The organism is Pseudomonas guariconensis (genome assembly GCF_015680235.1).
GTDB lineage: Bacteria > Pseudomonadota > Gammaproteobacteria > Pseudomonadales > Pseudomonadaceae > Aquipseudomonas > Aquipseudomonas guariconensis_A.
In genome coordinates this window covers 16,534-39,291 of the sequence record NZ_JADLJL010000030.1, presented here as the reverse complement: position 1 = coordinate 39,291, position 22,758 = coordinate 16,534, and the positions used below count along the sequence as shown (strand labels likewise).

The 22,758-nt window shown below is 65.0% G+C and carries 23 protein-coding genes; 7 read left to right on the top strand and 16 right to left on the bottom strand.

Annotated elements, in window-relative coordinates:
• Positions 1-53 precede the first annotated feature (53 nt).
• From leuS to IRZ56_RS18215, 5 genes are all read left to right on the top strand, one after another.
• Positions 54-2,660, top strand: coding sequence for a leucine--tRNA ligase (leuS, locus tag IRZ56_RS18235; protein WP_196146212.1), 2,607 nt, complete (start codon positions 54-56; stop codon positions 2,658-2,660).
• A gap of 61 nt (positions 2,661-2,721) precedes the next feature.
• Positions 2,722-3,327, top strand: a complete 606-nt coding sequence (gene lptE / locus IRZ56_RS18230) for an LPS assembly lipoprotein LptE (RefSeq protein WP_196146211.1) — start codon at positions 2,722-2,724, stop codon at positions 3,325-3,327.
• Between the two features lie 42 nt (positions 3,328-3,369).
• On the top strand, positions 3,370-4,407 hold the full coding sequence (gene holA / locus IRZ56_RS18225; RefSeq protein WP_196146210.1) for a DNA polymerase III subunit delta: 1,038 nt from the start codon (positions 3,370-3,372) through the stop codon (positions 4,405-4,407).
• Between the two features lie 143 nt (positions 4,408-4,550).
• A complete protein-coding gene (gene arfA, locus IRZ56_RS18220) occupies positions 4,551-4,715 on the top strand; it encodes an alternative ribosome rescue factor ArfA (protein ID WP_196146209.1) in 165 nt (54 codons plus the stop codon).
• A gap of 60 nt (positions 4,716-4,775) precedes the next feature.
• Positions 4,776-6,092 (top strand): lytic murein transglycosylase, encoded by a 1,317-nt coding sequence (locus IRZ56_RS18215; protein WP_196146208.1) that lies wholly within the window; start codon positions 4,776-4,778, stop codon positions 6,090-6,092.
• Between the two features lie 86 nt (positions 6,093-6,178).
• On the opposite strand, the gene IRZ56_RS18210 is transcribed toward IRZ56_RS18215, so the two are convergent.
• The 13 genes from IRZ56_RS18210 to IRZ56_RS18150 all read right to left on the bottom strand — a co-directional run bounded on the left by IRZ56_RS18210 (position 6,179) and on the right by IRZ56_RS18150 (position 18,711).
• Positions 6,179-7,117: a S66 peptidase family protein gene (locus IRZ56_RS18210; protein ID WP_196146207.1), complete on the bottom strand. Its 939-nt coding sequence runs from the start codon at positions 7,115-7,117 to the stop codon at positions 6,179-6,181.
• Between the two features lie 132 nt (positions 7,118-7,249).
• On the bottom strand, positions 7,250-8,257 hold the full coding sequence (gene lipA / locus IRZ56_RS18205; RefSeq protein ID WP_230381270.1) for a lipoyl synthase: 1,008 nt from the start codon (positions 8,255-8,257) through the stop codon (positions 7,250-7,252).
• Positions 8,258-8,259: 2 nt separating this feature from the next.
• On the bottom strand, positions 8,260-8,907 hold the full coding sequence (lipB, locus tag IRZ56_RS18200; protein ID WP_196146206.1) for a lipoyl(octanoyl) transferase LipB: 648 nt from the start codon (positions 8,905-8,907) through the stop codon (positions 8,260-8,262).
• On the bottom strand, positions 8,907-9,182 hold the full coding sequence (locus IRZ56_RS18195; RefSeq protein WP_043211184.1) for a DUF493 domain-containing protein: 276 nt from the start codon (positions 9,180-9,182) through the stop codon (positions 8,907-8,909). The genes lipB and IRZ56_RS18195 overlap by 1 nt, the downstream gene beginning before the upstream one ends.
• A 73-nt stretch (positions 9,183-9,255) precedes the next feature.
• Positions 9,256-10,416 carry a D-alanyl-D-alanine carboxypeptidase family protein gene (locus IRZ56_RS18190; protein WP_084855550.1) on the bottom strand — a complete coding sequence of 387 codons (1,161 nt, stop codon included), beginning with the start codon at positions 10,414-10,416 and terminating at the stop codon, positions 9,256-9,258.
• A gap of 341 nt (positions 10,417-10,757) precedes the next feature.
• Complete coding sequence (locus IRZ56_RS18185; RefSeq protein WP_196146205.1) at positions 10,758-11,762, bottom strand: septal ring lytic transglycosylase RlpA family protein; 1,005 nt, start codon at positions 11,760-11,762, stop codon at positions 10,758-10,760.
• Entirely contained in the window at positions 11,762-12,772 is a 1,011-nt protein-coding gene (gene mltB, locus IRZ56_RS18180; protein WP_196146204.1) for a lytic murein transglycosylase B, read from the bottom strand. Before mltB ends, IRZ56_RS18185 begins: the two co-directional genes overlap by 1 nt.
• A gap of 17 nt (positions 12,773-12,789) precedes the next feature.
• On the bottom strand, positions 12,790-13,893 hold the full coding sequence (gene rodA, locus IRZ56_RS18175) for a rod shape-determining protein RodA (RefSeq protein ID WP_196146226.1): 1,104 nt from the start codon (positions 13,891-13,893) through the stop codon (positions 12,790-12,792).
• 38 nt (positions 13,894-13,931) lie between these two features.
• Positions 13,932-15,821 (bottom strand): penicillin-binding protein 2, encoded by a 1,890-nt coding sequence (gene mrdA / locus IRZ56_RS18170; protein WP_196146203.1) that lies wholly within the window; start codon positions 15,819-15,821, stop codon positions 13,932-13,934.
• Positions 15,822-15,838: 17 nt separating this feature from the next.
• Positions 15,839-16,306 (bottom strand): 23S rRNA (pseudouridine(1915)-N(3))-methyltransferase RlmH, encoded by a 468-nt coding sequence (rlmH, locus tag IRZ56_RS18165; RefSeq protein ID WP_084855554.1) that lies wholly within the window; start codon positions 16,304-16,306, stop codon positions 15,839-15,841.
• A gap of 9 nt (positions 16,307-16,315) precedes the next feature.
• The gene (rsfS, locus tag IRZ56_RS18160; protein WP_043211169.1) at positions 16,316-16,735 is read right to left on the bottom strand and encodes a ribosome silencing factor; all 420 of its coding nucleotides are present in this window, start codon (positions 16,733-16,735) and stop codon (positions 16,316-16,318) included.
• A gap of 43 nt (positions 16,736-16,778) precedes the next feature.
• A complete protein-coding gene (nadD, locus tag IRZ56_RS18155; protein WP_196146202.1) occupies positions 16,779-17,438 on the bottom strand; it encodes a nicotinate-nucleotide adenylyltransferase in 660 nt (219 codons plus the stop codon).
• 1 nt (position 17,439) lies between these two features.
• Complete coding sequence (locus IRZ56_RS18150) at positions 17,440-18,711, bottom strand: glutamate-5-semialdehyde dehydrogenase (protein ID WP_196146201.1); 1,272 nt, start codon at positions 18,709-18,711, stop codon at positions 17,440-17,442.
• Positions 18,712-18,933: 222 nt separating this feature from the next.
• Between IRZ56_RS18150 and IRZ56_RS18145 the strand changes: the two genes are divergently transcribed.
• Both IRZ56_RS18145 and IRZ56_RS18140 read left to right on the top strand, forming a co-directional pair.
• The gene (locus IRZ56_RS18145) at positions 18,934-19,626 is read left to right on the top strand and encodes a DNA-3-methyladenine glycosylase (RefSeq protein ID WP_196146200.1); all 693 of its coding nucleotides are present in this window, start codon (positions 18,934-18,936) and stop codon (positions 19,624-19,626) included.
• A gap of 3 nt (positions 19,627-19,629) precedes the next feature.
• A complete protein-coding gene (locus IRZ56_RS18140) occupies positions 19,630-20,946 on the top strand; it encodes a bifunctional DedA family/phosphatase PAP2 family protein (protein WP_196146199.1) in 1,317 nt (438 codons plus the stop codon).
• 112 nt (positions 20,947-21,058) lie between these two features.
• Here IRZ56_RS18140 and IRZ56_RS18135 read toward each other — a convergent pair whose 3' ends face one another.
• Genes IRZ56_RS18135 through IRZ56_RS18125 form a run of 3 tightly spaced genes read right to left on the bottom strand, consistent with a single transcriptional unit; the run spans position 21,059 to position 22,734 of the window.
• Complete coding sequence (locus IRZ56_RS18135; RefSeq protein ID WP_196146198.1) at positions 21,059-21,649, bottom strand: LON peptidase substrate-binding domain-containing protein; 591 nt, start codon at positions 21,647-21,649, stop codon at positions 21,059-21,061.
• Between the two features lie 9 nt (positions 21,650-21,658).
• The gene (locus IRZ56_RS18130; protein ID WP_196146197.1) at positions 21,659-22,375 is read right to left on the bottom strand and encodes an LrgB family protein; all 717 of its coding nucleotides are present in this window, start codon (positions 22,373-22,375) and stop codon (positions 21,659-21,661) included.
• Positions 22,372-22,734, bottom strand: a complete 363-nt coding sequence (locus IRZ56_RS18125) for a CidA/LrgA family protein (protein WP_084855562.1) — start codon at positions 22,732-22,734, stop codon at positions 22,372-22,374. Before IRZ56_RS18125 ends, IRZ56_RS18130 begins: the two co-directional genes overlap by 4 nt.
• Between the last annotated feature and the right edge of the window lie 24 nt (positions 22,735-22,758).

Sequence of the window (22,758 nt, the reverse complement as noted above, 5' to 3'; positions counted from 1 at the left end):
CGAGGTTCCGCTGCGGAAAACAGGGTCCCTATCTCTCTCAGCACAAAGTAGCCATGCACGAACAATACACGCCCCGTGATATAGAAGCCGCCGCCCAGACCTTCTGGGACGAGCAACAATCGTTCGCTGTCACCGAACAGCCAGGCAAGGACACCTACTACTGCCTGTCGATGTTCCCGTACCCGAGCGGCAAGCTACACATGGGTCACGTGCGCAACTACACCATCGGCGACGTGATCGCCCGCTACCAGCGCATGCAAGGCAAGAACGTGCTCCAGCCGATGGGTTGGGACGCCTTCGGCATGCCGGCGGAAAACGCCGCGATGAAGAACAACGTCGCCCCGGCCAAGTGGACGTACGAGAACATCGACTACATGAAGTCCCAGCTCAAGAGCCTGGGCCTGGCGATCGACTGGTCCCGTGAAGTCACCACCTGCAAGCCGGACTACTACCGTTGGGAGCAGTGGCTGTTCACCCGCCTGTTCGAAAAGGGTGTCATCTACCGCAAGAACGGCACCGTCAACTGGGACCCGGTCGACCAGACCGTCCTGGCCAACGAGCAGGTCATCGACGGCCGTGGCTGGCGTTCGGGCGCGCTGATCGAGAAGCGCGAAATCCCGATGTACTACTTCCGCATTACCGACTACGCCGACGAGCTGCTGGAAAGCCTCGACGAGCTGCCGGGCTGGCCTGAGCAGGTCAAGACCATGCAGCGCAACTGGATCGGCAAGTCGCGCGGCATGGAAGTGCAGTTCCCCTACGACCAGGCGAGCATCGGCCACGAAGGCGCCCTGAAGGTCTTCACCACCCGCCCGGACACCCTGATGGGCGCGACCTACGTCGCCGTCGCCGCCGAGCACCCGCTGGCCACCCAGGCTGCCCAGGGCAACCCGGCGCTGCAGGCGTTCATCGACGAATGCAAGAGCGGCAGCGTCGCCGAGGCCGACATGGCGACCCAGGAGAAGAAGGGCATGCCCACTTCCCTGTTCGTCCAGCACCCACTGACCGGTGAGAAACTGCCGGTTTGGGTCGCCAACTACGTACTGATGCACTACGGCGACGGCGCGGTGATGGCGGTCCCGGCCCACGACGAGCGCGACTTCGAGTTCGCCCACAAGTACAACCTGCCGCTCAAGGCGGTGGTACGCACCAGCGCCGGCGACGAAGTCGGCAGCGAGTGGCAGGCCGCCTACGGCGAGCATGGCCAGCTGATCAACTCCGGCGAGTTCGACGGCCTGGACTTCCAGGGTGCTTTCGACGCCATCGAGGCCGCGCTGATCCGCAAGGAACTCGGCAAGTCGCGCACCCAGTTCCGCCTGCGCGACTGGGGCATCAGCCGCCAGCGCTACTGGGGCTGCCCGATTCCGATCATCCACTGCCCGTCCTGCGGCGACGTGCCGGTGCCGGAAGACCAACTGCCGGTCACCCTGCCCGAGAACGTGGTACCGGACGGCGCCGGCTCGCCCCTGGCGCGCATGCCCGAATTCTACGAATGCACCTGCCCGAAATGTGGCACGGCGGCCAAACGCGAAACCGACACCATGGACACCTTCGTCGAGTCGTCCTGGTACTTCGCCCGCTACGCCTCGCCGAACTACGAAGGTGGCATGGTCGACCCGAAAGCCGCCAACCACTGGCTGCCGGTGGACCAGTACATCGGCGGTATCGAGCACGCCATCCTGCACCTGCTGTACGCGCGCTTCTTCCACAAGCTGATGCGCGACGAGGGCCTGGTCACCTCCAACGAGCCGTTCAAGAACCTGCTCACCCAGGGCATGGTCGTCGCCGAGACCTACTACCGCACCGCCAGCAACGGCGGCAAGGACTGGTTCAACCCGGCCGACGTCGAGGTCGAGCGTGACGCCAAGGCCAAGATCATCGGCGCCCGCCTGAAGACCGACGGCCTGCCGGTGGAAATCGGCGGCACCGAGAAGATGTCCAAGTCCAAGAACAACGGCGTCGACCCGCAAGCCATGATCGACGCCTACGGCGCCGACACCTGCCGCCTGTTCATGATGTTCGCCTCGCCGCCCGACATGAGCCTGGAGTGGTCCGACTCCGGCGTCGAAGGTGCCAGCCGCTTCCTGCGCCGTGTCTGGCGCCTGGCCCAGGCCCACGTCGCCCAGGGCCTGCCGGGCAAGCTGGATGTCGCTTCGCTGGACGACGCGCAGAAGACCATCCGCCGCGCCATCCATGCCGCGATCAAGCAGGCCAGCACCGACGTGGGCCAGTTCCACAAGTTCAACACCGCCATTGCCCAAGTGATGACCGTGATGAACGTGCTGGAAAAAGCTCCGCAAGCCACCGAACAGGACCGCGCCCTGCTGCAGGAAGGCCTGGAGGCCGTTACCCTGCTGCTGGCCCCGATCACCCCGCACATCAGCCATGCGCTGTGGCAGCATCTGGGCCACGACCAGGCGGTGATCGACGCCACCTGGCCGAGCGTCGACGAAAGCGCCCTGGTACAGGACAGCATCACGCTGGTGGTCCAGGTCAACGGCAAGCTGCGCGGCCAGGTCGAGATGCCGGCTAGCGCCAGCCGTGAAGAGATCGAAGCCGCCGCCCGCAGCAACGAGAACGTCCTGCGCTTCATCGATGGCCTGACCATCCGCAAGGTCATCGTCGTGCCGGGCAAGCTGGTCAACATCGTCGCCAACTGATGGCAACGCCCACCCGCGCACAGCGTGGGTGGGCGGAACAGGCCCACAAGGGAGCTACAACATGATCAAACGCAATCTGCTGGTAATGGGCCTGGCCGTCGTGCTCAGCGCCTGTGGTTTCCAGCTGCGCGGCACCGGCACCACCGAGCTGACCATCAAGGAAATGGACCTGCGCGCGCGCAACGCCTACGGCGAGACCGTGACCGAGCTGCGCGAGACCCTGGACCGCAACGGCGTCAACGTTCACGCCGGCGCGCCCTATCGCCTGGTGCTGACCGACGAGAAACAGACCCAGCGCGCGGCTACCTACAGCGGCGGCAACCGCTCGGTCGAGTACGAACTCACCACCGTGCTCAGCTATAGCATGCTGGGGTTGAATGACATTCCACTGCTCAGCGACAAGGTCGAGGTCCGCAAGATCTACGTGCATGACGGTGACAACATCACCGGCTCCGACCAGGAAGCCACCCAGGCTCGCGAAGAAATGCGCCGCGACCTGATCCAGGCCATGATGGTGCGCCTGCAGATGCTGACGCCGTCCCACCTGGACGAGCTGCAACGTGAAGCCGAGGCCCGCGCCAAGGCCGAAGCCGACGCCCTGGAAGCGGCCCGCCGCCAGCAGGACGAAACGCCGCAGCAATCCCCGATGGAAGTACCGGCCAACTGACACGAGGCCGAAGGGGCACCTGCCGGTGCCCCATTCCACACCATGAAGCTCTCTCCCGCCCAACTCAACAAACACCTGCAAGGTGCCCTGGCCCCGGTCTACGTGGTCAGCGGCGACGACCCGCTGTTGTGCCAGGAAGCTGCGGATGCCATCCGCACCGCCGCCCGCCAGCAAGGCTTCGACGAACGCCAGGTGTTCAGTGCCGACGCCAACTTCGACTGGGGCACCCTGCTCCAGGCCGGTGCCAGCCTGTCATTGTTCGCCCAGCGTCGCTTGCTGGAACTGCGCCTGCCGTCCGGCAAGCCGGGCGACAAGGGCGCCGCCGCGCTCATGGAGTATTGCGCCAACCCGGCCGACGACACCCTGCTGCTGATCAGCCTGCCCAAGCTCGACGGCAGCGCGCAGAAAACCAAATGGGGCAAGGCGCTGATCGAAGGCCAGCACTGCCAGTTCATCCAGATCTGGCCGGTGGACGCCCAGCAATTGCCGCAGTGGATCAACCAGCGCCTGGCCCAGGCCGGGCTCTGCGCCCAGCGCGATGCAGTCGATCTGATCGCCGCGCGGGTCGAGGGCAACCTGCTGGCCGCCGCCCAGGAGATCGAGAAGCTCAAGCTGCTGGCCGAGGGCAACCAGATCACGGTCGACACCGTCCAGGCTGCTGTCGCCGACAGCGCACGCTTCGATGTCTTCGGCCTGGTCGATGCGATCCTCAACGGCGAGGCCGGCCATGCCCTGCGCATGCTCGAGGGTCTGCGTGGCGAGGGGGTCGAGCCACCCGTGATCCTTTGGGCTCTGGCCCGGGAGCTGCGCCTGTTGGCGGGGCTGGCCCAACAGTTCAGCCAGGGCGTGCCCCTGGACAAAGCCTTCAGCCAGGCGCGCCCGCCAGTGTGGGACAAGCGCCGGCCCTTGGTCAGCAAGGCGTTGCAGCGGCTCTCGGCGCAGCGTTGGGCGCAACTGCTACAGGATGCGCAGCGCATCGATGCGCAGATCAAGGGCCAGGCCGAAGGCTCGCCCTGGACCGGGCTGGCGCGCTTGTCGTTGCTGATGGCCGGGCAGCGTCTGGCACTTCCTCCAGAATGACAGGGGGCCGCTTCGCGGCCCTTTCGCGGCACAAGGCCCTCCTACAGAGGCCGCGCTCATCGTCCATAAACACAATCAATTGGCCCCTCCCCCACCCCAGCCTTACAGTGCGCCCCGACATCCACCCAAACGGGGTAATCGCCATGAGCAAGAAGCCGAAAAAGCACGGCCCGAACAAGGCCAAGTCCATCGTCGCCCAGCCACTGTTCCGCTGCCGCCAGGAACGACCGAACAAGGGCAAAGGCAGCTACCGCCGCGAAGCCTTCCAATCGAGAGATTGGGAGGCTTCTTGCTTTTTGGCCGCATGAAGGCAGGAAGCGCCCAGTCATGATATGGTCGGCACCTGAACCGCAATTCTGGATCTGTGCATGCCCTTCCGTCTGTCCCTGCGCTGGCACCCACGCCAGCTGATCGCAGCCTCCAGCTTCATCCTGCTCGTCGCCTGCGCGGAAAAGCCCACCGCCGCCGACGCTTTGCCGCTGGCTCCCGCCCAGCCCACTGCAAACGTGACCCTGCCAGGCACCACACCTGACACCAGCAGCGAAATCCAGCCCCTGCAGACCTTCGCCCAATGGCAGGCGGGCTTCCGCCAACAGGCCCTGCAGGCCGGTATCAGCCCCAGCACGTTCGACCGCGCCTTCCTCGGCGTCACGCCCGATATGGACGTGATCAAGGCCGACCGCAGCCAACCTGAATTCGCCCGCCCGGTATGGGAATACCTCGACGGTGCCCTGTCGCCATTGCGCGTGCGCAACGGCAAGAAGCTGCTGGCACAGCACGCCGAGCTGTTGTCGCAGATCGAGCAGCGCTATGGCGTGGATCGCCAGGTTCTGGTCTCGGTCTGGGGCATGGAGAGCAATTTCGGCCAGTTCCAGGGCAGCAAGTCGGTGATTCGCTCCCTGGCCACCCTGGCCTACGAAGGCCGTCGCCCGACCTTCGCCCAGGATCAGCTGATCGCCGCCTTGCAGATCCTGCAGAACGGCGACATCCAGCCTGAGGCCATGCGTGGCTCCTGGGCCGGCGCCATGGGCCAGACCCAGTTCATCCCCACCACCTACAACACCCACGCCGTGGACTTCGACGGCGATGGCCGCCGCGACATCTGGAACAGCACTGCCGATGCCCTGGCCTCCACCGCCCACTACCTGCAAAGCTCGGGCTGGCAGAAGGGCCAGCCCTGGGGCTTCGAGGTGCAGGTGCCCGCAGGCTTCGATTATTGGTTGGCCGATGGCGCCCAGCGCAAGACCGTCAGCGAATGGCTGCAACTGGGCGTGACGCTGCCGACCGGTACCCAGCTGCCTGCGGGCAGCAACCAGCTCTCGGCCGCCCTGCTGCTGCCCGCGGGTGCCCGCGGCCCGGCGTTCCTGGTGCTGGACAACTTCCGGGCGATCCTGAAGTACAACAATTCGTCGTCCTACGCCCTGGCGGTCAGCCTGCTGGGGGATCGTTTCTCCGGCTGGGGCTTCATCGCCGGCGGCTGGCCCAAGGACGACCTGCCGCTGAGTCGCAGCGAGCGTATCGAGCTGCAGGACCTGCTCAATGCCCGCGGCCACGAGGCAGGCAATGCCGATGGCATCATCGGCGCCAATACCCGCAAGGCCATCCGTAATGCCCAGCAAGGGCTGGGGTGGCCGGCCGATGGCTATCCGACCCACAAGCTGCTCGACAGCTTGCGTCGGCAGTAATACTTCGCGGCTCAAGGCCGCTCCTACAGTGGGCCTGTAGGAGCGGCCTTGTGCCGCGAAAGGGCGGCAAAGCAGCCCTAGCTATCTCAAGCCTTGAACAGCCCCTGCTCCAGTACCAGTACCTGCTCCTGACTGTCCAACCGTACCCTGGCCCCCAGCGGCAGGCACAGGTTCGGATCGCAGTGCCCACTGCGCCACCCCGCCAATACCGGCACGCCCAGCGGCCCGAAGATATCCTTGAGCAGCGGCACCATCGCCGCCACGCTGATTCCGGCAAAGTCGCCCACCAGCACGCCTCGCACCCCATTCAGCTTGCCCGCCAGGCGCAATTGAGTGAGTAACCGGTCGACCCGGTACAACGGCTCGTTGACGTCTTCGATGAACAGGATGCTGCCCTGGCTGTCGATCTCGGCAGGCGTCCCCAGGGTGGCGCAGAGCAGCGACAGGTTGCCGCCCAATAACCGCCCGCTCGCCACGCCAGGCTGCACGCAGGTCAGCGGGTAGGCCTCAGGATGACGCAACACGTCCCCCTCGCCCAACTCGCCCCTGAGCTGGCTGAGCAGCGACGGCACGGTCGGCTCCAGTTTCTCCCCCAACAGGTCGGCATTGAGCATCGCACCGTGGAAGGTGATGAGCCCAGCGTAACGGTTGAGTGCGGTGTGCAAGGCGGTGATGTCGCTGTAGCCAACCAACGGTTTGGGGTGGCGGCGGATCAGGTCGAAGTCGAGCCGGTCGAGCAGGCGCATGCTGCCGTAGCCGCCGCGCATGCACAGGATGGCGTCGATGTCCGGGTCGGCAAACGCCGCGTGCAGGTCATCGAGGCGTTGCTGGTCGCTGCCGGCCAGGTAGCCCTGCGCCTGGCTGACCCCCGGATACAGCCGGCATTGCATGCCTCGGCTGGTGAACCAGCGGTGAGCCTTCTGCTCGTCCAGCCGCGCCGGGCCGGCCGGGGCGACGATGGCGAAACAGGCATCGGCCGGTATGGCGGCAGGCAATTGCATGTCGAGGGGTTCGGCGCAATTCATCGAGCAACTCCTAGCAGATACGGGCCGGCACGATCACGCACGGCCATGGCCCTGTCCAGGGGGAATCCCCCCGCAAACAAAAATGCCGATGGCGCCTACCGGCGCGCATCGGCATGGGTCACACAGCCAGGTTCAGAGCTTGATCTTGGCTTCGTGGGCTTGCTGGTCGGCGTGGTACGAGGAACGAACCAGAGGCCCGGAAGCGACGTTCTTGAAGCCCATCTTGTAGCCTTCCTCGGCGAACCAGGCGAAGGTGTCCGGGTGCACGAAACGCTGTACCGGCAGGTGGTTGCGCGACGGCTGCAGGTACTGGCCCAGGGTCAGCATGTCGATGTCGTGCTCGCGCATGCGGTGCATCACTTCGATGACTTCCTCGTCCGTCTCGCCAAGCCCCAGCATCAGGCCGGACTTGGTCGGCACGTGCGGCACCATCTGCTTGAACTTCTGCAGCAGGTCCAGCGACCAGTCATAGTCCGAACCGGGGCGCGCAGCCTTGTACAGGCGCGGTACGGTTTCGAGGTTGTGGTTGAACACATCCGGCGGGGTCTGCGCAGTGATTTCCAGCGCGACGTCCATCCGCCCACGGTAGTCCGGGACCAGGGTTTCCAGTTGCACGCCAGGCGACAGCGCACGAATCTCGCGGATGCAGTCGGCGAAGTGCTGGGCGCCGCCGTCGCGCAGGTCGTCGCGGTCCACCGAAGTGATCACCACGTACTTCAGGCGCAGGTCGGCAATGGCGATGGCCAGGTTCTTCGGCTCATCGACGTCCAGCGGCTTCGGCCGGCCGTGGCCGACGTCGCAGAACGGGCAGCGGCGGGTGCAGATGTCGCCCATGATCATGAAGGTCGCGGTGCCGCCCGAGAAGCACTCACCCAGGTTCGGGCAGGAGGCTTCCTCGCAGACGCTGTGCAGCTTGTGCTTGCGCAGCAGTTGCTTGATCCGGTCGACTTCCGGGGAAACCGGGATGCGCACGCGGATCCAGTCGGGCTTCTTCGGCAGTTCTTCGGTGGGGATGATCTTGACCGGGATACGCGCGACCTTGTCGGCGCCGCGCAGCTTGACGCCCGCCTCGACTTTCTTCGGCGCGGGGCGCGCGGTAGCTTCCGGGGTTGGCACGGTTTCTTGCACAGTTGTTGTCATATTCAGTCGATTCCGCCCGTGAGGGTCGTCTGCTCAGCATAGTCGAGGTGCTTGACCAGCTGTCCGCGCAGCCTTGTCCTGACCTCGGAGAGTTCGATCGGGCCTGCCAGGTCTCGCAGCTGGGTCATGGCCAGCCCCGCATACCCACAGGGGTTGATTCGGCGGAATGGCGCAAGGTCCATGTCCACGTTCAGAGCAAGGCCGTGGAAGGAACGACCGTTGCGGATTCGAAGGCCAAGGGAAGCGATCTTCGCGCCCTCGACATAGACACCCGGCGCATCGGGCTTGGCCATGGCCTGGACACCGTAGCTGGCGAGCAGGTCGATCAGCGTCTGCTCGATACGGCTGACCAGCTCGCGCACGCCAAACCCGAGGCGACGAACATCCAGCAGCAGGTAGGCCACCAGTTGCCCGGGGCCATGGTAGGTCACCTGGCCGCCACGGTCGGTCTGCACCACCGGGATATCGCCCGGTACCAGCAGATGCTCGGCCTTGCCGGCCTGGCCCTGGGTGAAGACCGCGGGGTGCTCGACCAGCCAGACTTCGTCCTGGCTGTCCGGGCCACGCTGCTCGGTAAAGCGACGCATGGCTTCCAGCACCGGTTCATAGGGCTGCAAGCCGAGATCGCGAAAACCGAGGCAGGGCGGCATCAGAGCACCATTTTCACGATGCCGGTCGCGCGCAGGGCGCTGTTGATATCGTGCAGCTGGTTCTCGCTTTCGGCAACGATGTGCAGCTGTACCGTGGTGTACTTGCCTTCCTTGCTCTGGCGCTCGGCCAGGGTGGACAGGTCGACCTTGGCATATTTGCTCAGGATCTCGATCACGGTGTCCTTGAAACCGACCACGGTATCGCCGATTACCTTGATCGGGTAATCGTCGCAAGGGAATTCGATCTTGTGCGACTTGACGTCAGGTTCGCTCATGGCGGAAACGGCCTCGTAAGCCGTGGCAACAACAACGCCCCCGCAGGATACGCGGGGGCATGCAGGTCACGTATCAGTTGAACAACCCGTAGAAGAACAGACGGATGCTATCCCACATACGGCGGAAGAAACCACCTTCCTCGACGCCGTCGAGGGCGATGAGGTCGGCGCTGTGAACCACTTTCTCGTCCAGTTTGACTTCCACTTTGCCGATCACGTCACCTTTGGCGATCGGTGCGGTGAGCTGCGGGTTCATGGTCATCGAAGCCTGGAGACGCTTCAATTGGCCTTTAGGCATAGTCAGGGTCAGGTCATTGGCAAGGCCTGCCTTCACCTGGCTGGTGGCGCCCTTCCAGACCGGGGCCTGGGTCAGCTCGGTGCCCTTCTGGTAGAAGGTCTGGGTTTCGAAGAAGCGGAAACCGTAGGTCAGCAGCTTCTGGGTCTCGGCAGCGCGAGACTGCTCGCTGTTGGTGCCGAATACCACGGCGATCAGGCGCTGACCGTCACGAACGGCCGATGCCACCATGCAGTAGCCGGCTTCGTCGGTGTGGCCGGTCTTCAGGCCGTCGACGGTCTTGTCACGCCACAGCAGCAGGTTGCGGTTGGGCTGCTTGATGTTGTTCCAGAAGAATTCCTTCTGCGAATAGATGGCGTAGTGGGCCGGGTCTTCGTCGATGATCGCGCGCGCCAGCACGGCCATGTCGTGGGCCGAAGAGTAGTGCTCCGGGTGCGGCAGGCCGGTCGGGTTCATGAAGTGGCTGTTGGACATGCCCAGGTCGGCAGCGGTCTTGTTCATCATGTCGGCGAAGGCGTCTTCGCTGCCGGCGATGTGCTCGGCCAGGGCCACCGAGGCGTCGTTGCCCGACTGGATGATGATGCCGTGCAGCAGATCGCTGACGCTGACTTGGCTGCCGACCTTGATGAACATGCGCGAACCACCCGTGCGCCAGGCATTTTCGCTGACGGTGACCGGGTCGTTCTCGCCGATCTGGCCACGGCGAATGTCCAGGGTGGCGATGTAGGCGGTCATCAGCTTGGTCAGGCTGGCCGGCGGCAGGCGCTCGTCACCGTTGTTCTCGACCAGCACGTTGCCGCTGGACGCATCCATGAGTACGTAGGACTTGGCAGCCAGCTGGGGTGGCGATGGCATCATCTGCTCCGCCGCGAAGGCAGCGGGCGTGATCATCAGCAGAACGGGCAGGCAAAGTCGTTTGGCAAGGTTGGTGATGTTCATCCGTCTCTCGAAAATCGCTAATGGTCTGATGTTTCGCGGGCCACATCGTGTGCCCGGCGCCAGTCAGGCTAGTTTTTTAGGCCGTCGGCCAGGCCCGCAAAATGCGGCGTTATGTCGCTACGGGCAAAAGCCGACATTGTACATGGCCATGGCCGGCAATTCATGACAAAACCGACAGTTTGGCTGTACACCCTCGTTGCCGGTGCACAACCTGTAGGAGCGGCCTTGTGCCGCGAAAGGGCTGCGCAGCAGCCCCAGCCAAAGGTTGGGTAATGCCCAAACCCAGGGGCCGCGTTGCGGCCCTTTCGCGGCACAAGGCCGCCCCTACGGAAAAGCCGGCGTCAGTCAGCCGTGACCAGCTTCGCCTGCCCCAGGTTGGCCAGGCGAATGCTGTCCTGCGCCTGCTGGATCTCGCCTTGGCTGGTGATCGGCCCCAGGCGCACGCGATGCAGGGTCTGCTGGTTACGCACGATGGAGCTGATGAACACCGGCGCACTGACCATGGTGCTGAGCTTGGCGCGCAGCAACTCGGCAGCGTCCGGGTTGGCGAAGGCCCCGACCTGCAGGAAGCTGCCGCCGTTGTTGGCCGGTACATTGTTGCCACCCACCTGCACCGGCACCACCGGCGCCGCATGCTGCTGGGGGGGCGGTGTCCATTGCTCGACCTTGCCGGTATTGGCCGGAATCGCCTGGGTCTGGGCCACCTGGGGCTGCTTGAGCACCATTGGCGCCGGCTGGCCACGCTCGGCCCACCACTGCTGCGGGTCGATCCCTTCGACGCGCACGCGGGCGGTGCCGATTTCGGCATAGCCGAGCTTCTTCGCCGCCGCGTAGGACAGGTCGATGATACGGTCGGAGTAGAACGGGCCGCGGTCGTTGACCCGCAGGATCACGCTGCGGCCATTGGCCAGGTTGGTCACCCGCACGTAGGCCGGCAGCGGCAGCGTCTTGTGCGCCGCGCTCATGCCGTAGAGGTCGTAGAGCTCGCCGTTGGCCGTGTTCTGGCCATGGAACTTGGTGCCGTACCACGACGCGGTGCCTTCGGCGCGGTAGTTGCGCGAGTCCTGCATCGGGTAATAGGTCTTGCCCAGCACCGTGTAGGGGTTGGCCTTGTAGGCGCCGGTATGCACGGTCGGCGTGGCGTCGGGGATCTTGTTGACGTCCACGTCCCACCATGGCGCGCCGTCCTTGTGGGCCCGGTTGATGTCCAGCCCGGGCTGGGTACGCACGACATTGCCGCCTTGCTTGGGCGCCGTGGTGCGATTGGAGGAGCAGCTGGCCAGGGCCAGGCCGACCGCGACGCAGCCCAGCAGCTTGAGGGAATGGGTGGAGAAAATTACGCGCATTACTTGACGCCCCGTGCTTGAACCAGCTGTTCCGAAAGCTGATGCACCGCCATGGCGTACATCACGCTGCGGTTGTAACGCGTGATCGCGTAGAAGTTTTTCAGGCCCATCCAGTATTCCGGGCCCTGCTCGCCTTCGAGCCGGAAGGCCGTGACCGGCAGATCATCGCGCAGCGCATCATGACTCGACCAGCCCAGGGCCCGCAACTCTCCGACAGTCTTGACCGGCTCGATGCCAGTGGTCAGGCCCTCGTCGGCGCGCTCGCCGACCACCAGGGCGCGGCTGACCACAGGCTCGCCGGCCACCCAGCCGTGACGCTTGAAATAGCTGGCGACGCTGCCGATGGCATCATCCGGGTTGTTCCAGATATTGATGTGGCCGTCGCCGTCGAAATCCACGGCGTAGCTGCGAAAGCTGCTCGGCATGAACTGCGGCAGGCCCATCGCGCCAGCGTAGGAACCCTTGAGAGTGAGCGGGTCGAGCTGCTCTTCGCGGGCCAGCAGGAGGAATTCACGCAACTCCTTGCGGAAGAACTCGGCGCGCGGCGGGTAATCGAAGCCCAAGGTGGACAGGGCGTCGATCACGCGGAAATTACCGGTGTTACGCCCGAAGAAGGTCTCCACGCCGATGATCGAGACGATGACCTGCGCCGGCACGCCGTACTCCTGCTCGGCGCGGGCCAGGGTCGCCTCGTGCTGGCGCCAGAAGTCCACGCCACGGGCGATGCGGGCATCGGTGATGAACATCGGCCGATAGTCCTTCCAGGGCTTGACCCGCTCGGCCGGACGCGAGATGGCGTCGAGGATCGACTGCTTGCGCTGCACCTCGCGGAACACGCCCATCAACTGTTCCTGGGCGAAGCCGTAGTCGCGGGTCATCTCGCCGACGAACTCGGCCACCTGGGGCGAGCGCTCGTAATCGCCGGCATTGGCCTGCTGGACTGCGCCGAACAAGCCCATTGCGCCAATCCAGGGCGCACAACGGGCAGCCCAGCCACGCACTGCTTGCATGAAATTCTTCACCTTATTCAAACCTGTGCAATCCATTTGCGGTGCGTATGGATCGACATCAAAACGCCAAACGCTGACAGCAGCGTCACCAACGAAGTTCCGCCATAGCTGATGAAGGGCAGCGGCACGCCCACCACGGGCAGAAGGCCGCTGACCATACCGATATTGACGAATACATATACAAAGAATGTCATGGTCAGGCTGCCTGCCAGCAGCTTGCCGAACAGGGTCTGGGCCTGGGCCGTGATCACCAGGCCGCGGCCGATCAGCAGCAAGTAGGTCAGCAGCAGCAGGCAGATGCCGACCAGGCCGAATTCCTCGCCGAGCACGGCGATGATGAAGTCGGTATGGCTTTCCGGAAGAAAATCCAGGTGCGACTGGGTGCCTAGCAGCCAGCCCTTGCCGAACACCCCACCCGAACCGATCGCCGCCTTGGACTGGATGATGTTCCAGCCGGTGCCCAGGGGGTCGCTCTCCGGGTCCAGGAAGGTCAGCACCCGCTGCTTCTGGTAGTCGTGCATCACGAAGAACCACATGGCCACCGCCACCGGCACGGCGGCGGCAACCACGCTGACGATCCAGCGCCAGCGCAGGCCACCCATGAACAGCACGAACGCGCCCGAGGCCAGGATCAGCAACGCCGTGCCCAGGTCGGGCTGGCGCACGATCAGGATGAACGGCACGCCGATCAGTACCAGGCTGATCGCCACGTGCTTGAGGTCTGGCGGCAAGGTGCGCTTGGACAGGTACCAGGCGATGGTCGCCGGCATGATGATCTTGAGAAACTCCGAGGGCTGGAAGCGGATCACGCCGGGGATGTTGATCCAGCGCGTGGCGCCCATGGCGTTGTGGCCCATGACGTCCACCACCACCAGCAACAAAACCCCGACCACATACGCCAGGGGCACCCAGCGTGCCATGAAGCGCGGCTCGAGCTGGGCGATGACGAACATCGACACCAGGCCCAGGCCGAACGAGCTGGCCTGCTTCATCAGCAGGTCCCAGTTCTTGCCGCTGGCCGAATAGAGAACGAACAGGCTGCCAGCCGCCAGGGTCAGCAGGATGACCAGCAAGGGGCCGTCGATGTGGATGCGCTGCAGGAAGCTTGCGCGTCGCCGCATCACGTCCTCGCTGGAGAGCATGCGATCGAAATTGTTCTTCACGGGGCCGATTCCTGAACGACGGTGGCAGGAGCGAATTCGGGTTTGAGGCGGCCGTTCTCGTCGAGCAGCCAGGCGTCCATCACCTGGCGAACCACTGGTGCTGCGACGCCGGAGCCGGACTCGCCGTTCTCGACCATCACCGAGACCACGATCTTCGGGTCTTCGGCCGGGGCGAAGGCGACGAACAGGGCATGATCGCGATGGCGCTCCTGGAGCTTGTTGCGGTCATATTTCTCGCCTTGCTTGATCGCCACCACCTGGGCGGTGCCGCTCTTGCCGGCAATGCGGTACTGAGCACCGAGAGCGGCCTTGCGCGCAGTACCGCGGGCGCCGTGCATCACCTGCTCCATGCCATGGGTCACCTTGGCCCAATCGGACTTGTCGCGCAGGACGATATCCTCCATGGGGTTCTCGTCCACCGGCGGCTTGCCTTCGATGGTCTTGGCCAGATGCGGGCGGTTCCACTTGCCCTTGTTGGCGATCAGCGCGGTGGCCTGGGCCAGCTGCAGGGGGGTGGCCTGCATGTAGCCTTGGCCGATACCGAGGATCAGCGTCTCGCCTGGGAACCAGGCCTGACGGCGGGTAGCGCGCTTCCATTCGCGCGACGGCATCAGGCCGGCCGACTCCTCGAACATGTCGAGGGAGACCTTCTGGCCGATGCCGAACTTGTTCATGTAGGCGGACAACCGATCGATGCCCATCTTGTGGGCAAGGTCATAGAAGTAGGTGTCGTTGGAGCGCATGATCGCGGTGTCCAGGTCGACCCAGCCGTCGCCGCTGCGGTTCCAGTTGCGGTACTTGTGGTCATAGTTGGGCAACTGGTAATAGCCCGGGTCGAACACGCGACTGCTGGCGGTCACCACGCCACTGTCAAGGCCGGCGATGGCCACCGCCGGCTTGATGGTCGAACCCGGCGGGTAAAGGCCGCGCAGCACGCGGTTGAACAGTGGCCGGTCGATCGAGTCGCGCAGTTCGGCGTAGGCCTTGAAGCTGATGCCGGTGACGAACAGGTTGGGGTCGAAGCTCGGCTGGCTGACCATGGCCAGCACCTCGCCGGTACGCGGATCGAGCGCGACCAACGCGCCACGGCGCCCGCCCAGGGCCTTCTCGGCCGCTTCCTGCAGCTTGATGTCCAAGCTCAGGACGATGTCCTTGCCCGGGATCGGGTCGGTGCGCTTGAGCACCCGCAGCACCCGGCCTCGGGCGTTGGTCTCGACTTCCTCGTAGCCCACCTGGCCGTGCAGCTCGGCTTCGTAGAACCGCTCGATGCCGGTCTTGCCAATATGGTGGGTGCCGCTGTAGTTGACCGGGTCGAGGGTCTTGAGCTCTTTTTCGTTGATCCGCCCGACATACCCCACCGAGTGGGCAAAGTGCGCCCCCTGCGGGTAATGGCGCACCAGCTGCGCGGCCACATCCACGCCAGGGAGGCGGAACTGGTTCACGGCAATGCGGGCGATCTGCTCCTCGCTCAGCTCGAACAGGATCGGCACCGGCTCGAACGGCCGGCGCCCCTGCTTCATGCGTTTTTCGAACAAGGCGCGGTCGTCCGGGGTCAGCCCCAGCACTTCGACGATGGTGTCGAGCACCTGGCGCCATTCGCCGGCACGCTCGCGGGTCATGGTCAGGCTGAAGCTTGGGCGGTTGTCGGCGACGATCACGCCATTGCGGTCGAAGATCAGCCCGCGGGTCGGCGGGATCGGCTGCACATGCACCCGGTTGTTCTCCGACAGTGTGGAGTGATAGTCGTACTGGATGACCTGCAGGTAGTACAGCCGGGCGATCAGCACGCACACCAGCAGCACGACCGCCACCGCGCCGACCACGACGCGGTTGCGCACCAGGCGGGCGTCTTTCTCGTGGTCCTTCAGACGAATCGGCTGCGACATCGGGCGGGCTTACAGGCTCATTTGTGGTAAGGGTGCCCGGACAGCACGGTCCAGGCGCGATAGATCTGCTCGCCGATCAGTATCCTTACCAACGGGTGCGGCAAGGTCAACGGCGACAGCGACCAGCGCTGTTCACTGCGGGCGCAGACTTCCGGCGCCAGCCCTTCCGGGCCACCCACCATCAGGTTGACCGTCCGCGCATCCAGACGCCAGCGGTCCAGCTCGGTCGCCAATTGCTCGGTACTCCAAGGCTTGCCATGGACCTCGAGGGTGACGATGCGTTCCCCCGGTTGCACCTTGGCCAGCATGGCTTCGCCCTCCTGGCGGATCAGGCGGGCGACGTCGGCATTCTTGCCTCGGGTGTTCAGCGGGATTTCCACCAACTCGAGCGACAGCTCCGGGGGCAGGCGCTTGGCATATTCATGCCAGCCTTCCTCGACCCAGCGGGGCATGCGCGAGCCGACCGCGATCAGGCGCAGGCGCACGACGTGTCCTCAGCCCCGGTCCTTGAGGTTTTCGGAATAGCTGTGGGCGTTCTCCGGGCTGTGGTGCTTGCCATCGGCGGAGCGGCTCTGCTCGGCACCCAGCCACAGGCGCTCAAGGTCGTAGAACTGGCGCGCAGCGGCGGTCATCATGTGCACGATGACGTCGTTGAGGTCCAGCAGCACCCAGTCGCTGTCACCTTTGCCTTCCTCGCCCAGGGGCTGCACGCCCTGCAGCTTGACGATTTCGCGAACCTTCTCGGCCATGGCGTTGATCTGCCGGTTGGAGGTACCGGTGGCAATGATCATGTAGTCGGTCAGGCTGTGCTTTTCACGTACATCGATGACTTGGATGTCCTGGGCCTTGACGTCTTCCAGGGCCGATTTGGCCAGGTTGACCAATTCTTCGCCGTTGATTTTCTGCTTGCTCATAAGAAACTCGTTCAATTCATGAATGAGGCGCCTGCCGGCGCCATCAGTGCGACGCACGGTAAAGGTCGTGCGCCTCGATATAGGCCAGTACTGCGTCCGGCACCAGGAACCGTACCGACTTGCCGCTGGCCAGCAGCTGTCGGATCTGCGTGGCGGACACCGCGAGCGGTGTCTGCCAGACGAACGAAATGTGCCCCGCCGGGCCGGACATGGCGGTGGGATCGCTCTCCGAGCGCGCCGCCAGCAGGTTGCGCAGCTCGTCAGTGGGTTCGACATCAGCATCCGGGCGTTGCAGCACCAGGATGTGACAGTGTTGCAATAGCTCTTCCCAGCGATGCCAGCCGGGCAGGCCGCAGAATGCGTCCCAACCCAGCACCAGGAACAACTGGTCGTCGGCGCCCAGCTCGGCGCGGATCGACTCGAGGGTATCGATGGTGTACGACGGCTTGTCGCGCGCCAGTTCGCGCGCATCCACGCTCAGGCGTTCGACGCCCGCCACGGCGCTGCGCACCATGGCCAGGCGGTCTTCAGGCGCCACCTGCGGGGTGTCGCGGTGCGGCGGCCGGGCGTTGGGCAACAGGCGCAGCTCATCGAGCCCCATGAACTCGGCCACCTCCAGCGCGCTGCGCAGGTGGCCGATGTGCACGGGGTCGAAGGTGCCGCCTAGAATGCCGACGCGCCGGACTGCCTGGGCCTTGCTCAACTCAGCAGGACTCCTGGCCGCGCAGCTGGCCGTCGCCGATCACCACGTACTTCTCGCAGGTCAGGCCTTCCAGGCCCACCGGGCCGCGGGCGTGCAGCTTGTCGGTGGAAATGCCGATCTCCGCGCCCAGGCCATATTCGAAACCATCGGCGAAACAGGTCGGGGTGTTGAGCATGACAGACGCCGAATCGACCTCGGTCATGAAGCGCCGGGCCTGGCCCTGGTGCTCGGTGATGATCGAGTCGGTATGGTGCGAGCCGTAGCGGTTGATGTGCTCGATGGCCTGTTCCAGGCCGTCGACGACGCGGATCGACAGGATCGCGTCGAGGTATTCGGTGTGCCAGTCGTCTTCGCTGGCTGCCTTGGCCTCGATGATCGCCCGGGTGCGCTCGCAACCACGCAGCTCGACGCCTTTCTCCTGGAAGCGGCGGGCCATTTCCGGCAGGAAGGCCTCGGCGACGCTGGCGTCCACCAGCAGGGTCTCCATGGCGCCACAGATGCCGTAGCGGTAGGTCTTGGCGTTGAAGGCAACGCGCCAGGCCTTGTCCAGCTCGGCGTGCTGGTCGACGAACACATGACAGATGCCATCCAGGTGCTTGATCACCGGTACGCGGGCCTCGCGGCTGATGCGCTCGATCAGGCCGCGCCCCCCGCGCGGGACGATGACATCGACGAACTCCGGCATGCTGATCAGCGCACCCACGGCTGCGCGGTCGGTGGTCTCGACCACCTGCACCACCGCCGCCGGCAGGCCGGCCTCGGCCAGGCCGCGCTGGATGCAGGCGGCAATGGCGCGGTTGGAGTGGATGGCCTCGGAGCCGCCGCGCAGGATGGTGGCGTTGCCGGACTTCAGGCACAGGCTGGCAGCATCGATGGTCACGTTCGGGCGCGACTCGTAGATGATCCCGATCACACCGAGCGGCACGCGCATCTTGCCGACCTGGATGCCCGACGGACGGTAGCTCATGTCGCGGATCGCACCTACCGGGTCCGGCAGGCTGGCCACCTGGCGCAGGCCGGTGATCATGCCGTCGATGCGCGCCGGGGTCAGGGCCAGGCGGTCGAGCAAGGCCGGCTCCAGGCCGTTGGCACGACCGGCGGCCAGGTCCTGTTCGTTGGCTGCGGTCAGCTCGGCACGGGCGGCGTCCAGAGCATCTGCGGCGGCCTGCAGGGCGCGGTTCTTCTGCGCGGTGCTGGCACGGCCGATCACCCGCGAGGCCTCACGGGCGGCGCGACCCAGGCGGGTCATGTAGTCAAGAACGGACTCAGTCATGGGCTCGGTGTCTTGGCGAAGGGGAAATCGGCTGATTATAACTGGCACGCTCCGGTACGCCCAGCGGCGGGTAACGGATGGTCAAAAATCTCTTGTCTGGCTGGGGTTCGCGGTGCCTGTGAGATACCCAAACCCAGCCACCTCCAAGCCCCACCCCACGTTCAGCCTCGATTAAGCCATTAATTGCTATCATTCGCGCTCCACAGACCGCGAACCACCAGCATGCAAGCACCCGCCCCCTGCCCGGCCCGAGCCTTGCCCGACAGTTTCTTCGACCGCGACGCCCAGACCGTTGCCCGTGAACTGCTGGGCAAGGTCATCCGCCATCGCCATGGCGACCTGTGGCTGGCGGCACGAATCATCGAGACCGAGGCCTACTACCTCACCGACAAAGGCAGCCACGCCTCCCTCGGCTATACGGAAAAGCGCAAGGCGCTGTTCCTCGACGGCGGTCACATTTACATGTATTACGCCCGTGGCGGCGACTCGCTGAACTTCAGCGCCCATGGGCCGGGCAATGCTGTATTGATCAAGTCCGCCTACCCCTGGGTAGATGCCATCTCCGACGCCAACAGCCTGGCGCAGATGCAACTGAACAATCCCGACGCCAGCGGCAACCTGCGCCCAGCCGAGCGCCTGTGCGCCGGCCAGACCCTGCTGTGCCGAGCCCTGGGCCTGAAGGTACCGCACTGGGACGCCAAGCGCTTCGACCCCGAGCGCCTGTACGTCGAAGACTGCGCGATTAGCGTCCCGCAGGTGATCCAGACCACCCGCCTGGGCATCCCCCACGGCCGCGACGAACACCTGCCGTACCGCTTCGTCGATGCCCAATTCGCCCGCTTCTGCACGAGGAACCCGCTGCGCCGGGGCCAAGTCGAAGGGCATGATTTCTTTATCCTGGAACAAGGAAGCTGACTCATGGGCCAATGGCTCGACAGCCTGACCGGCTGGCTCAGCGCCAACCCGCAGTGGCTTGGCCTGGCAATTTTCCTGGTGGCTTGCGTGGAATGCCTGGCCATTGCCGGCATCGTCGTGCCGGGCACCGTCCTGCTGTTCGCCGTAGCCGTGCTGGCCGGCAGCGGTGCCTTCAGCCTCGGTGAGACCTTGCTGCTGGGCTTTGCCGGCGGCCTGTTGGGCGACGCTATCTCCTACAGCCTGGGCAAGAAATTCCACCAGAACATCCGGCGCCTACCGCTATTGCGCCATCACCCGGAGTGGATTGGCAGCGCCGAGGCTTATTTCCAACGCTACGGCATCGCCAGCCTGCTGGTGGGCCGCTTCATCGGCCCGCTACGGCCGATGCTGCCCATGGTGGCGGGCATGTTCGACATGCCGTTGCCACGTTTCATCGCGGTGAGCCTGGTGGCCGGCGCCGGCTGGTCGGTGGCTTACCTGTTGCCCGGCTGGGCCACGGGCGCAGCCATGCGCCTGCCGTTGCCGGAAGGTTTCTGGCTCGATGCCGGCATCATCGCGGGTACCCTGGCCGTGCTGATCGGCCTGAGCCTGCACAGCAGCATTCGCGACCAGCGCCACGGCACCCGCCTGATCGCGGGCCTGAGCTTCCTGGCCCTGACGGCGGTGTTCATCGGCTGGCCGTACCTGCATGAATTCGACCAGGGCGTGATGACACTGGTCCAGGAACATCGCAGCGAGGCCATCGACGGCCTGGTGGTGGTCATTACCCGCTTGGGCGATTTCCGCACCCAACTGTGCCTCGGCGCCCTGCTCACCGGCCTTCTGCTGCTGGCCAGGCAGTGGCGCCACGCGCTGTTCGCCGGCGGCGCCCTGATGGGCACGGCGCTCGCCAACGGCACCTTGAAATGGCTGTTTGCCCGCGCCCGCCCGGAAGTGCTGACCGACCCGCTGACCAGCTACAGCATGCCCAGCGGCCACAGCTCGGCCTCCTTTGCCTTCTTCTTGGTGCTGGCCATACTGGCCGGGCGTGGCCAGCCGCCACGCATGCGCCTGACCTGGGTATTGCTGGGGTGCTTGCCGGCCCTGGCGATCGCGCTGTCGCGGGTCTACCTCGGTGCCCACTGGCCGACGGATATCATGGCCGGCGCCCTGCTGGCCTGCTGCGTGTGCGCCGCCAGCCTGACGCTGGTGCAATACCGCACGCCGCTCAATGCCCTGCCGTTGCGGGTGTGGTGGCTGGTGTTGCCGGCGTGCGTGGCGCTACTGGCATTCTTTGCCTTGTATGCCCTGCCCCAGGCGCTGTTGCGCTATCAGTATTGATGAATGCTGCAGCGGCCCTATCGCCGGCAAGCCGGCTCCCACAGGTGAACCATCTGCGCATTTGTGGGAGCCGGCTTGCCGGCGATAGGGCCGGTACACAGAGCGAGACGGATCAAGCAAACAACTCGCCCTGGATCCGCTCCAGCAGATCCTGGATCGCCTCGAGCCGCAGTTGCGGCGAGTCGATCGCCAGCAGGTCGAGCTTGTCCTCTTCCATGAACGGCAGCAGGTAGCCCAGCTGGTTGGCCAGGGACTGGCAGCCATCCACCGCGCGCGGCATGTCCAGGGCCGCCACCATGGGGTGCTCACCCAGGGCCTGAAGCAAGGCCAACAGGTCGTCGTCCCGCTCGGACAGGGCGCTATCCGCCAGCTCTGGCAGCCACTGCACTTCGCCGACCATCAACTGGTCCTTCTGCACCTCGGTCTGTTCCACGCGAAAACGCCGCACGCCCTCGACACGGATACCCAGCAGGCCGTTGTCCTGCTGCACGAAGTCGCGGATCATCGCCTCGCAACCGACCGAGGCGACCACCGGTGGCGCCTTGCCGACCTGCTCGCCTTCGAGGATGCACACCACGCCGAACCCACCGCCCTGCTTCATGCAGCGGCCGATCATGTCCAGGTAGCGCGCCTCGAAGATCTGCAGGTCGAGCAGGCAACCGGGAAACAGCACGGTATCGAGGGGAAACAGCGGTAGCGTCATCGTCCGTCCTCAAGCCACCAGGCTGACAGCCAGCGGCAGGAACACCGCCGTGGCCACGCCCATCAAGCTCATTGCCAGCGCGGCGAAGGCGCCGCATTCGTCACTTTCCTGCAAGGCCACCGAAGTGCCCACCGCATGGGCGGTCACGCCCAGGGACATGCCGCGGGCCTCGGGGCTGTGCACGCCAAAGCGGGTCAGCAACGCCGGGCCGAAGATCGCGCCGATCACCCCGGTGATCAACACGAATACCGCCGCCAGCGCCGCCACGCCGCCGATCTGCTCGGCCACCAGCATGGCGATGGGCGATGTCACCGACTTCGGCGCCATGGTCATCAGGATCATGTGCTCGGCACCGAACCACCAGCCCAGCAACAAACAGGCCACGGTAGCGAACAGGCCTCCGACTACCAGCGTAGTAAATGTCGGCCAGAACAGCTGGCGGATGCGCCGCAGGTTCAGGTACAGCGGCACGGCCAGGGCCACGGTGGCCGGGCCCAGGAGAATGGTCATGATCTCCGTGCTCTTGCGGTATTCGACATAATCGATGCCACAGGTCACCAGCACACCGATGACCACCAACATCGACACCAGCACCGGCTGCAGGAAGATCCAGCGGGTTTTCTCGTAGGCAGCCAGCACCAGCTGGTAGGCGCCGAGGGTGATGCCGATGCCGAACAAGGGGTGGTGGATGACGGCGTCGAGCGCGCCTTGCCAATCGAACATCATGCCTGCTCCTTGCGCTTGCCCTGGCGGTGGATGAGCTTTTGCATCAGCACGCCGACGAAGACCAGCGTCACCAGGCACGAGATCAGCAGCGCGCCAGCAATGGCCCAGAAGTCCGCGGCGATGTCCTTGGCATAAACCATCACCCCCACCGCCGGTGGCACCAGCAGCAGCGGCAGGTAGCGCAGCAAGCTGCTGGACGCCTCGTTCAGGGGCTTGCCGACTTCGCCCCGGATCATCAGGGTCACCAACAGCAGGAGCAGGCCGATGATCGGCCCGGGCAGAATGGGCAGGAACAGGTGATTGATCGCCGTACCCAGCAGCTGAAACAGCACCAGCCAGGTCAAACCACGCAACAGCATAAGCATCTCCTCCGGGCAGTGCGG